Source organism: Acidovorax sp. GW821-FHT09A11 (genome assembly GCF_059418365.1).
The window spans coordinates 1-12,125 of sequence record NZ_JBWKPS010000014.1; the positions used below are offsets into that span (position 1 = coordinate 1).

9 protein-coding genes are annotated in these 12,125 nt (G+C 67.2%); 1 reads left to right on the plus strand and 8 read right to left on the minus strand.

Going from position 1 to position 12,125, the window contains the following annotated elements:
• Positions 1-121 precede the first annotated feature (121 nt).
• From gshB to AC07PV_RS23270, 7 genes are all read right to left on the minus strand, one after another.
• Complete coding sequence (gshB, locus tag AC07PV_RS23240) at positions 122-1,078, minus strand: glutathione synthase (protein ID WP_494631446.1); 957 nt, start codon at positions 1,076-1,078, stop codon at positions 122-124.
• A gap of 135 nt (positions 1,079-1,213) precedes the next feature.
• The gene (locus tag AC07PV_RS23245) at positions 1,214-2,401 is read right to left on the minus strand and encodes a benzoate/H(+) symporter BenE family transporter (RefSeq protein ID WP_218297844.1); all 1,188 of its coding nucleotides are present in this window, start codon (positions 2,399-2,401) and stop codon (positions 1,214-1,216) included.
• Positions 2,402-2,537: 136 nt separating this feature from the next.
• On the minus strand, positions 2,538-4,406 hold the full coding sequence (locus AC07PV_RS23250) for a potassium transporter Kup (RefSeq protein WP_369643628.1): 1,869 nt from the start codon (positions 4,404-4,406) through the stop codon (positions 2,538-2,540).
• A gap of 272 nt (positions 4,407-4,678) precedes the next feature.
• Complete coding sequence (gshA, locus tag AC07PV_RS23255) at positions 4,679-5,974, minus strand: glutamate--cysteine ligase (protein WP_218297846.1); 1,296 nt, start codon at positions 5,972-5,974, stop codon at positions 4,679-4,681.
• Positions 5,975-6,072: 98 nt separating this feature from the next.
• Positions 6,073-7,539, minus strand: coding sequence for a TrkH family potassium uptake protein (locus tag AC07PV_RS23260; RefSeq protein WP_218297847.1), 1,467 nt, complete (start codon positions 7,537-7,539; stop codon positions 6,073-6,075).
• 274 nt (positions 7,540-7,813) lie between these two features.
• Complete coding sequence (gene trkA, locus AC07PV_RS23265; protein WP_218297848.1) at positions 7,814-9,268, minus strand: Trk system potassium transporter TrkA; 1,455 nt, start codon at positions 9,266-9,268, stop codon at positions 7,814-7,816.
• Between the two features lie 60 nt (positions 9,269-9,328).
• Positions 9,329-10,609, minus strand: coding sequence for a glutamate-5-semialdehyde dehydrogenase (locus tag AC07PV_RS23270; RefSeq protein WP_494631447.1), 1,281 nt, complete (start codon positions 10,607-10,609; stop codon positions 9,329-9,331).
• A 93-nt stretch (positions 10,610-10,702) separates the two neighbouring features.
• On the opposite strand from AC07PV_RS23270, the gene AC07PV_RS23275 reads away from it, so the two are divergent.
• Positions 10,703-10,981, plus strand: coding sequence for a hypothetical protein (locus AC07PV_RS23275; RefSeq protein WP_369643630.1), 279 nt, complete (start codon positions 10,703-10,705; stop codon positions 10,979-10,981).
• 84 nt (positions 10,982-11,065) lie between these two features.
• On the opposite strand, the gene holA is transcribed toward AC07PV_RS23275, so the two are convergent.
• The gene (gene holA / locus AC07PV_RS23280) at positions 11,066-12,121 is read right to left on the minus strand and encodes a DNA polymerase III subunit delta (protein ID WP_492806562.1); all 1,056 of its coding nucleotides are present in this window, start codon (positions 12,119-12,121) and stop codon (positions 11,066-11,068) included.
• Between the last annotated feature and the right edge of the window lie 4 nt (positions 12,122-12,125).

Genomic DNA, 12,125 nt, shown 5'->3' on the forward strand with positions numbered 1-12,125 from the left:
ACCCCATCATCACCCAAACCTCCAGCGCCCCGCATCTCTGCAGCACCGCCTCAGTAGCGAAGCCCTCGACTATAGCATGAGTTCGGAGGGCGAGAAAAGACTCCAGCCAAAAAATTGCCCTCTACCGGGGGGAGACCGCCATGGCGGTCTCCAGTGCGTCGAGGAACAGGGCTGCGACATCACACCCTGTCTGATCGAAGATTTCCTGGAAGCACGTCGGGCTGGTCACATTGATTTCCGTGACGCAGTCCCCGATGACATCCACGCCCGCCAGCAACAGGCCGCGCTCTTGCAGTAGGGGCCCCAGGGTTTCGCCGATCTCCAGGTCGCGTGCCGTCAGGGGCCGTGCCACGCCCTTGCCTCCCGCCGCAAGGTTGCCACGCACCTCCGTGCCTTGCGGAATGCGCGCCAGGCAATAAGGAACGGGCTTGCCGCCAATCACCAGCACGCGCTTGTCGCCGTCCACGATCTCGGGCAGAAACTTCTGCACCATCACGCTCTGCGCGCCGTCGCGATTGAGCGTTTCGGTGATGCTGCCCAGGTTCAGGCCATCCGGTCCCACGCGGAAGATGCCCATGCCCCCCATGCCGTCCAGCGGCTTGAGGATGATGTCCCGGTGCTCTGCGTGAAAACGTTGGATGTCCGATGCGCTGCGCGTGACCAGGGTTGGCCCGATGAACTGGGGAAACTCCATGATCGCCAGCTTTTCCGGATGGTCGCGCAGTGCCCGGGGCTTGTTGAACACGCGGGCGCCATCTCGCTCGGCCTGCTCCAGCAGATGGGTGGCGTAGAAATACTCGCTGTCGAAGGGCGGGTCCTTGCGCATCAGCACGGCGTCGAAGTCCACCAACGCGGCGACGCGTTCGGGCTGCGCCTCGAACCACGGGCTGGCATTCCCCGTCAGTCGGATGTCGCGCACCCGAGCACTCACCTTGCTTGCGCGCTGCCATGTGATGTGCCGTGGCTCGCACACCGCCAGCGTATGCCCGCGCCGATGGGCTTCGCGCATCATGGCGAAGGTGGTGTCCTTGTAGATCTTGAAGCTTTCCAGGGGATCGGCGATGAAGAGCAGTTTCATGGTGTCGGATCGAAAGTAGCAGGAGAGGCGCTGCCAGGTTGGCCAGCTAGCTCCTCTATATAGATATGGGCAAAGACGATGGCCGCAACGCCCGGTTGGCCCGGCCGCCGCGCCAGCGGTTCACCCGGGCTCGCCTCACGCACCCCGGGCCGGCGAACGCCTGTACTGTTGCACAAATAGCGCAAAGCTGCCGGCGACCACGCCCCAGAAGGCCGACCCCACCCCGGCAATGACCACGCCGCTCAGGGTGACGAGGAACGTGACGAGCGCCGCTTCGCGGTGCGACTCCTCGCGCAAGGCGACCGCCAGGCCGTTGCCGATGGTGCCCAGCAGGGCCAGGCCTGCGATCGCCACCACCAGTTCGGAGGGAAATGCGGTCAGCAGGCCGGTGATGACCGCACCAAAGAGACCGATCGCCACATACAGTGCGCCGCAGCACACCGCTGCCGTGTAGCGCCGATGGCGGTCCTCATGGGCCTCGGGGCCCATGCACATCGCGGCCGTGATGGCGCTGAAGTTCAGCGCGAAGGCGCCAAAGGGCGCGAGCGCGAGCGTGGCGAGCCCCGTCAGCGTGATGAGGCGGGAGATGGGCAGGTCATAGCCCGAGGCCCGGATCACCGCAACGCCGGGAAGGTTTTGCGACGCCATGGTGACGACGAACAAGGGGATCGCCAGGCTGATGGTCGCGGCAAGGCTGAACTGCGGCGCCGTGAAGACGGGCATTGCCAGTTCCAGCCGCACCCCCGACCATGCCATCTTCCCCTGCAGGGCCACGAAGACCACGGCCACCGCCAGGGTGACGACCACGGCGTACCGCGCCGCGAACTTGCGGGAAAACAGGTACACGACCAGCATGGTCAGCACCAGCGGCAATGCCGTCTGGGCGGCGGCAAACGCCTGCAGGCCGAAACGCGCCAGCACGCCCGCCAGCAGGGCGGCGGCGATCTCCATGGGGATCCGCCCCATGGCCCGCTCGAACCAGCGCGTCACGCCGGCCAGCGTGATGAGGACGGCGCTGACCATGAAGGCGCCCACCGCCTCGCCCATGGTGAAGCCCCCGGCCAGGCCGGCCGTGGCCAGCACGGCCGCGCCAGGGGTGGACCAGGCCACCATCACGGGCTTGCGCAGGATGAGCGAGGGCACCAGGGAACACAGGCCCATGCCCAGGCCCAGCGCCCACATCCAGGACGTGACCTGGGCCGGCGTGGCGCCAAACGCCTGCGCGGCCTGGAACACGATGGCCACCGAACTGGTGAAGCCCACCAGCACGGCCACGAACCCGGCAGTGAATGCCGACAGGCTCAGGTCTTTGAAAAATTGCATGGGCTGGATTCTGGCACCACGCATCCCCGCCGGCGGCCGCGCCACCACAGAAAGGCGGGGGACACGATTGCTATTATTTTTATAGCTATTGGCGCTTGATGAGCAAGCGCTTGAAGCCCAAAAGACCCCAACCCGCTCAAATCTCGATCTTGGATCCGAGTTCGACGACCGCGTTGTTGGGCAGGTGCAGGAAGTCCGCCGCACCACTGGCGTTGTGGTGCATCTGCGCGAACAGCTTCTCGCGCCAGGGCGCCATGCCGCTGCCAATGGTGGGGATGACGGTATCGCGCGAGAGGAAGTAGCTGGTGGTCATCGACTCCAGCTCGCAGCCCCGCCCGCGCAGCAGTTCCAGCGCACGCGGCACGTCCGGGTCGTTCTTGAAGCCGTAGTGGATCACCACCTGCCAGCAGTCGTGGCCCAGGGGCTCCACCTGCAGGCGCTTGTCCAGCCCGATCCAGGGCGTCTCGTGGTTGTGCACGGTCACGAACAGGTTCTGCTGGTGCAGCACCTTGTTGTGCTTGAGGTTGTGCAACAGCGCATTGGGCACCGCACCGGTCTCGGCCGTGAGAAACACGGCGGTGCCCTCGACCCGCGTGGGCGGGCTGATGAACACCGACTCCAGGAAGTCCTTGAGGTCGATGGCGTCCGCACGCAGCTTGTCGTTGAGCAGCCGTCGCCCCTCCTTCCACGTCATCATGAGGGAGAACACGACGCCGCCGATCATCAGCGGGAACCAGCCGCCCTGGAACAGCTTGAGCAGGTTGGAGGCAAAGAACGCCAGGTCCACCACGAAGAAGCAGCCCGTGGCCGCGATGCACAGCGCCAGCGGGTAGCCCCAGCCGTACCGGATCACGAAGAAGGTCAGCGTGGTGGTGATCAGCATGTCCAGCGTCACGGCAATGCCGTAGGCGGCCGCCAGGTTGCTGGAGGAGCGGAACATCACCACGGCCAGCACGATGGCGGCGAACAGCCCCCAGTTGACCAGCGGCATGTAGATCTGCCCGGTGTCCCGCACGCTGGTGTGCTGGATGTTCAGGCGCGGCAGGTACCCGAGCTGGATGACCTGCTTGGTCACGCTGAAGGCGCCGGTGATGAGCGCCTGCGATGCGATCACGGTGGCCATGGTGGCCAGTATCACCAGCGGGACCAGCGCCCAGTCGGGCGCCATCATGTAGAACGGGTTCTTCACGGCCTCGGGCTCGGCCAGCAGCAGCGCGCCCTGGCCGAAGTAGTTGAGCGTGAGCGCGGGCATGGCCACGCCGAACCAGGCCATGCGGATGGGGCGCTTGCCAAAGTGGCCCAGGTCGGCGTACAGGGCCTCGGCCCCCGTCACGCACAGCACCACGGCCCCCAGGATGATGAAGCTGGTGCCGGGATGGGCCCACATGAAGCCCAGCGCGTGGTGCGGGCTCAGCGCCCAGAGGATCTCGGGATGCCCCACGATGTGCGAGACGCCCAGCAGCGCAATGGTGATGAACCACACCAGGGTGATGGGCCCGAAAAACTTGCCGATGCCGCTGGTGCCGCGCTTTTGCACGGCAAACAGGCAAAAGAGCACGACCAGGGTGATCGGAATCACGTACTGCTTGAAATGCGGCGAGACGACTTCCAGCCCTTCGACGGCCGACAGGACCGAGATGGCGGGCGTGATGACGCCGTCGCCATAGAAGAGCGAGGTGCCGAAGATGCCCACGGCCAGCAGCACGCCACGCAGCCGGGGCTTGTCCTTGACGGCCTGGGAGGCCAGCGCCAGCATGGCGATGAGCCCGCCCTCGCCGTGGTTGTCGGCGCGCAGCACCAGCACCACGTACTTCAGCGAAACAATGACGGTGAGCGTCCAGAAGAAGATCGAGAGGATGCCGTAGATATTGGCTGGGGAGAACGGCACATGGCCGGACCCGAAGACCTCCTTGACGGCATACAGCACGCTGGTGCCGATATCGCCATACACAACACCGATGGCGCCCAGCGTAAGCGCTGCGAGCGATGATTTGGAGCTTTGCACTGACCGCACCCGGCACACAGGGGCTGCCGGGTTCCGTTACTTTTGGGAACGCTATTGTGCGCCTGAGGCAGATCAAGTGCCTGGGGGGAGCTCCCCATGTTGCGACGCAACAACTTGCCCTTGGCAGCCCGGCGCAGACATGGCAGGCCGCGCGGAATCCCCCGGCGAAACTGGCGCTGCCTGATCGCAGGGGCGGCCCCGCCCCAAGGGACGCGGCCCTGCCCCCTCCGGGAGAACACGGAGAAGACACCCCGCTTCCCGGGGGCGCCGTTTCAGTCGTACACCTCGGCGTCCGGGTTGGTGGCTTCCAGCTCGTAGCTGGCCGCCAGCATGGCCAGGCGCGCGACCACGCCGTACATGTAAAAGCGGTTGGGGGCGCTCACGCCGGGGCGCACGCCGGGCTGGGGCATGTGCGTGCTGTGCTCGAACGCGAGCGGCACGAAGCTCGCGCCCGGGGCGTTGAGGTTCTCGTCCACGCCGCGCTCGGCATGCATGCGGTAGAAGCCGCCCACCACGTAGCGGTCCATCATGTAGACCACGGGTTCGGCCACGGCCTCGTGCACGCGCTCCTGCGTGAGCACGCCTTCCTGGATGATGAGGTCGCTGACCGGCTGGCCGTCCTTGATGATGGCCATCTTGTTCTTGGTCTTGCGGTTGACCGCGTCCAGCTCCTTGGCGTCGCGCACGGTCATGATGCCCATGCCGTAGGTGCCGTTGTTGGCCTTGACGATGACGAACGGCTTCTCGTTGATGCCGTATTCCTTGTACTTGCGGCGCACCTTGGTCAGCAGCGCATCCACCGTGGTCTGCAGCTTGTCCATGCCTTTGTCCTCGGCAAAGTCCACGCCATCGCACTGGCTGTACATGGGGTTGACGAGCCAGGGGTCGATGCCCAGCATCTTGCCGAAGCGCTTGGCCACCTCTTCGTAGTTCTTGAAGTGGGTGCTCTTGCGGCGCACGCTCCAGCCCGCATGCAGCGGGGGCAGCAGGTACTGCTCGTGGATGTCTTCCAGGATGCCGGGCGGCCCGGCGGAGAGATCATTGTTCAGCAGAATGGTGCAGGGGTCGAAGTCCTTGAGGCCCAGGCGGCGCTTGGTGCGCACCACGGGCTCCAGCGTCACCGTGTCGCCATTGGGCAGCTCGATGAGCGTGGGCTTCTTGATCTCGGGACTGATGGAGCCCACGCGCACGTTCAGGCCCGCCATGTTGAAGATGCGCTGCAGCTGCACCACATTGGCCAGGTAGAAGGTGTTGCGCGTGTGGTTTTCCGGAATGATCAGCAGGTTGCGCGCCTCGGGGCAGATCTTCTCGATGGCGGCCATGGCGGCCTGCACGGCCAGGGGCAGCATCTCCTTGGTGAGGTTGTTCCAGCCCCCGGGAAACAGGTTGGTGTCCACGGGCGCGAGCTTGAAGCCCGCATTGCGGATGTCCACCGAGGTATAGAACGGCGGCGTGTGCTCCATCCACTCCAGCCGGAACCAGCGCTCGATGGCGGGCATCGAGTCGAGAATGCGCTGTTCGAGTTCGTTGATCGGCCCGGTGAGGGCCGTGATGAGATGCGGAACCATGGAAAGCCCTCGGGAAGCGATTGCGATGAATTGTAGGGAGTTGGGGTCGGGCCGGAAATTCGCAAGCCGCCTGCGGCACGAGCCGTGGCGGGCGCTGGCTACCGGCGCCAGAAGGCGGGGGTGAGCAAGGCCATGAAGCTCAGGATCTCCAGCCGCCCCAGCAGCATCGCCAGCGAACACACCCAGATCTGGAAATCGGTCAGCACGGCATAGGTGGACGCGGGGCCCACGCTGCCCAGCCCCGGGCCCGCGCAGTTCACGCTGGCCAGCACCACCGAGAACGCCGTGACCGGGTCCAGGTCGGTCAGCAGCATGACCATGCTGAGCCCGAAGACCGTGCCGCCATACACCAGCATGAACGCGAGCACCGAGAAGATCACGCGGTTGTCCACCACGGCCCCTCCCAGGCACACGGGCTGCACGGCGCGCGGGTGCACCAGGCGGTTCATCTCCCGGCGCGCCTGCTTGGCCAGGATAAGCATGCGCACCATCTTGATCCCCCCGCCGGTCGACCCCGCGCTGGTGGCCACGCCCGACAGCAGCAGCATGAACACGGGCGCAAACACGGGCCAGGCCAGGTAGTCCACGGTGGCATAGCCCGTGGTGGTGGCGAGCGAGATCACATTGAACATCGCGTGGCGCAGCGCATCCAGCGGGGCATAGACCCCCTTGGCCCACAGCAGCAGCGCCACCACCAGTCCCCCGCCCACCAGCGAGAAAAGCGTCGCGCGCAACTCCGGGTCGCGCCAGAAGCCACCCCAGTGGCCCTTGCGGAAGGCCACGAAGTACAGCGCGAAATTGCAGCTGGCCACCAGCATGAAGAAGACGCAGATCGCCTCCAGCAGCGGCGACTGGAAATACCCGAAGCTGGTGTCATGGGAAGACAGCCCGCCCAGGCTCACCGTGGTGAACATGTGCATCAGCGCATCCAGCGGCCCCATGCCGGCCGCCCAGTAGGCCAGGCCGCAGGTGACGGAAAACAGTGCATACACGCCCCACAGGCCCTTGGCGGTGCCCGTCATGCGCGGCGTGAGCTTGGCGTCCTTGAGCGGCCCGGCCGCTTCGGCCTTGAACAGCTGGCTGCCCCCGACCCCCAGCAGCGGCAGGACGGCCACCGCCAGGATGAGGATGCCCATCCCGCCCATCCACTGCAGAAAGGTGCGCCATACATTGACCGACACGGGCAGCGCGTCCAGGCCGCTGAGCACCGTGGAGCCGGTCGTGGTCAGGCCCGACACCGCCTCGAAGTACGCATGCGTGAAAGACATCGGCCGCCCGATGTGGTGGCCCGCCAGCATCAGGGGCACCGCGGCGGACAGCGGCAGCAGCATCCACACCAGCGACACCAGCATCACGCCGTGGCGCGGCTGCAATTCCTGGCGGAAAAGGCGCAGGCGCCACCAGAGCCACGCCCCCACCGCCATCGTGGCGCCCATGGCGATCGGGTACACGTGCCACACGCCATCGCGCGTCCACAGCGACACCACCAGCGGCAGCCCCATGGCCAGCGAAAAGATCATGACCAGGATGCCCAGCACGCGCAGGACGGGAAACATGTCTGTCATGACGGGCGTCCTTGGTCCATGGCAGCCGGCATCGCATGCAGCTGCCGATACTGGCGCAGCCCAGGCGAGGGCCGCCGCGCAAGGGCCGCCGCGCCGCAGAGGCGGCGCTTCGCTGGCGTGCGCTGGCGGCGTCCCCCTGCCCGCAGCGCGAAGCGCTGCGAGAGCGGGGGCTGGGGGCCGGGGCTCCCAGCGTGCCTGCGCAGGCTGGGACGGCCCCGAAGAGCTGGTGCCTCTGGCAACTGCACGGAGGCGCGAATCAACTCAGGGGGGGACATCAAAAAAACGTCGCGCTCACGCGGAAGAGCTTTTCCACGTCGCGCACGAGCCGCTTGTTCGGCAGGAAGAACACCACGTGGTCGTTGCCCTCGATCACCGTGGAACTGCGCGGGATGATGACCTGCGGCTCGCGCAGATCCCCGGGCGGCGCATCGGGCGAATCCGGCAGGCCGCGCACGATCAGGCCCATGTGCACATCGCGCGGCAGCGCCAGTTCGCTGACCTTGCGGCCCACCACGCGCGAGCTTTTCCGGTCGCCGCGCGCCACGATCTCCAGCGCCTCCGCCACGCCCCGGCGCAGGCTGTGCACGGCCTGCACATCCCCCTGGCGCACGTAGGCGAGCAGCTCGCCCAGCATGGCCTGCGCGGGCGACAGCGCGATGTCGATCTGCGTGCCGTGCATCAGGTCGGCGTAGCTGCGGCGGTTGATGAGGGCGAGCACCCGCCTGGCGCCCATGCGCTTGGCCAGCAGGCAGGACATGATGTTGTCCTCGTCGTCGTCGGTGAGCGCCAGGAACAGGTCCACCTCCTCGATGCCCTCGTCGCCCAGCAGGTCCTCGTCGGTGGTGTCGCCCTGCAGCACCAGCACCTCGGAAGGCAGGGCCGAGGCCAGCTCGACGCAGCGGTCGGCGTGGTCCTCGATGATCTTGATGTTGAAGCGCCCCGGCGCCTGCGCCAGCTGGCGGGCCAGGCGCAGCCCCACCCGGCCGCCGCCGGCGATCATGATGCGGCGCACGGGCTGGGAAGGCTGCGACTGCGGCCGGTGCAGGGCCGCCAGCACCTTCGCGATGTGCTCCTGCGCAGCCAGCACGAAGACCTCGTCGCCCGGCTCGATGCGGGTGCGCCCGTCGCACGCGACGAAGCGGTCCGGCTCGTCCGGAAACCGCCGGTAGATGGCCACCATGCGCATGGCCATCTCGGGGTCGCTCTCGCGCAGCTGGCCGATGGTGTGGCCCGCCATGGGGGCACCCGCACGCGCGCGCACCGACACCAGACAGGCACGCCCCCCCGCGAACTCGCGCACCTGCATGGCCTCGGGGTACTCGATGAGCTTGCCGATGTAGCGCGTGAGGGATTCTTCGGGGCAGATGATGCGGTCCACCGCAAAGCCCTCGGGGCCGGTCAGCCGCGTGTCCAGGTCAAAGCCGGTGGAGCGCACCCGCGCGATGCGCTTGGGGATGTTGAACACCAGCTGCGCGATCTTGCAGCACACCAGGTTGGTCTCGTCCTGCGCAGCGCAGGCGATCAGCAGGTCGGTGTCCTGCGCGCCCGCCTCGGCCAGCACGGCGGGCTCGATGCCGTTGCCCACCACGCCGCGCAGGTCGAAGCGCGACTCCAGGTCGCGCAGGCGCGCGGCGTCCGTGTCGATCACGGTGATGTCGTTGCGCTCCGACACCAGGCTGTCGGCCACGCTCTGGCCCACGCGGCCCGCCCCGAGGATGATGATTTTCATGTGGTATGGGCCGTCAGCGCACTACTGGCAAGCGCTACCAGCTATGAAAAATGGAGCAAATCAGGTCCGCACCTCGCCCTCGCCCAGCACCACGTACTTGAGCGAGGTCAGGCCTTCGAGCCCCACGGGCCCGCGCGCATGGAATTTGTCGGTGCTGATGCCGATCTCGGCGCCCAGCCCGTACTCAAAGCCATCGGCGAACCGCGTGCTGGTGTTCACCATCACGCTGGCCGAATCCACCTCGCGCAGGAACCGCTGGGCGTGCATATGGTTGGTGGTGAGGATGGCATCCGTGTGGTGGCTCGAATACCGGTTGATGTGGGCGATGGCCTCGTCCACGCCATCCACCACCTTCACGCTGATGATCGGGGCCAGGTACTCCTCGCTCCAGTCCTGCTCGGTGGCGGGCACCAGCTGGGCGCCTTGTACCGATTGCAGGATGGCCAGCGCCTGCGGGCAGCCCCGCATCTCCACGCCCTTGGCGGCGTACACGGCGCCGATCTTCGGCAAGAAGTCGGCCGCCACGCCCCGCGCCACCAGCAGGCCTTCGCTCGCGTTGCAGGGGCTGTACTTGTTCGTCTTGGCGTTGTCGGCCACCTTCACCGCCATGGCGATGTCGCAGGGGTCGTCCACATAGGTGTGGCAGTTGCCGTCCAGGTGCTTGATGACGGGCACCTTGGCATCGCGGCTGATGCGCTCGATCAGGCCCTTGCCGCCGCGCGGAATGATCACGTCCACGAACTGCGGCATGGCGATGAGCTGGCCCACGGCCTCGCGGTCGGTGGTCTGCACCAGCTGCACCGCGTCCTGCGGCAGGCCGGACTCGGCCAGCGCCTGCTGCACCAGCTTGGCCAGCGCCTTGTTGGAATCGATGGCTTCGGAGCCGCCGCGCAGGATGCAGGCGTTGCCGCTCTTGATGGACAGAGACGCGGCCTCGATGGTCACGTTGGGCCGGCTCTCGTAGATCATGCCGAACACGCCGATCGGCACACGCATCTGGCCCACGCGGATGCCGCTCCCCTGCTGCTTCATGCCCAGGATCTCGCCGATGATGTCGGGCATGGCCGCCAGCTGCTCGCAGCCTTCGGCGCAGGTCTCCAGCACCTTGGGGCCGAGCTTCAGGCGGTCCACCATCGGCTCGGCCAGGCCGGCGGCGCGGGCGCGTTCGAGGTCGCGGGCGTTGTCGATCTGCAGCGCCTCCACGTTCTCGCGCAGCAGGCGGGCCAGGGCCTTGAGTGCTTTGTTTTTGATAGCTGCTGGCGCTTTGGCCATCAGCGCAGAGGCCGTTTTGGCCTGCTGGCCGAGGGTGTGCGTGTATTCAGCGACGTTGAGGGCGTTCATCCGGCGATTTTGCCGCAGATACCCTCTGTGCGGCCCACCGAGCGCCTGTTACCCTTGCCACCCCGCCGCCATCCCCCGCTTCCAGAGCCGCCCATGACCCGCGCCCACCTGCTCCAACCTGTCCACGACGCCCTGCAGGCCTTCAGCCACGGCACGCTGTCGGCGTCCGCCCTGAGCACCACCGCCCGCGCCCAGACCGACCTGCTGGCCGCCCTGCCCCCGCGCTACGCCGAGGTGCTGCACGGCCTGCTGGACCGGCTCGAATCCAGCGCGCTGTTCTCGGAAGAAAGCTGCTCGTTCAGCCAGAAGGATCTTGTCGCCAACCTGGAGATGTGGGTGGACAAGGCACGCGGCGTGCTGGACGCCGCCTGATCATTACTACCATTTTGATAGCTTCCAGCGCTTGATGGACAAGCGGTAGCGGCTATTTTTATCTGGAACCAGGCGCAGCGCGGCTCACCGCGCCGCCTGCGTCAGCCGGCACAGCTGGAACGCCAGGCGCTGCAGCGCCTGCCAGCCGTCGGTCGGCCAGTCGGGCGCCTTCAGGCCCTTGACGATGCCGTCCACCGTGTGCGCGGACTGCAGCAGCCGCGCCAGTGCCGCGTCGCTGGCCTTGGGCAGGATGCGCTCGAACAGGCGCTCCTTGGGGCCCCAGATGCGGTTCTCGCGCAGGGCCATGGGCAGCGGGCGCCCGGCGTTCATCGCATCCTTCACGCGCTTGAGGGCGCGGATGTCCTCGGACAGCGCCCAGTGCACCAGCACCTCGGCCTCGCCCTCGGCCTGCAGGCCGTCGAGCATGCGCTGCACCCGCCCCACCTGCCCCGCCAGCACGGATTCGGACAGCTTGAACACGTCGTAGCGCGCCACGTTGAGCACGGCGGCCTCGACCTGGGCCTGCGTCAGCTCGCCCGCCGGGTGGAGCAGGGCCAGTTTCTGGATCTCCTGGTGCGCGGCCAGCAGGTTGCCTTCCACGCGGTCGGCAAAGAACTGCAGCGTGCGCTGCCCCTCCTCGCCCGCCACCACGCGCTGCCCCTGGGCGGCCAGGCGCTGTGCGATCCACTGCGGCAGCATGCCGCGCTCGATGGGGTCGATCTGGAGCGAGGTGCCGCTCGATTCGAGCGCCGCGAACCACGCGCCGGTGCGTGTGGCCTTGTCCAGGCGCGGGAGCATCACGAGCGTGAGCGTGCTGTCGTTGCCCCGGGCGGACTCGGCCACCTGCTGCAGCGCCACGCTGCCGTCCTTGCCGGGCTTGCCCGAGGGAATGCGGATCTCCACGATCTGCTTGTCGGCGAACAGGCTGAGCGAGCCGCCCGCCGCCAGCACCGCGCTCCAGTCGAAGTGCGCGCCCGCCACCGTGTAGGAACTGCGCTCGGTATAGCCCTGCGCACGGGCCGTGGCGCGGATGGCGTCGGCCGCCTCCTGCTGCAGCAGGGGCTCGTCGCCATGCAGCACGTAGAGCGGCGACAGGCCCCGTTGGAGATGCGTGGAGAGTTGGGCCAGGGCGACTTGCATGCGG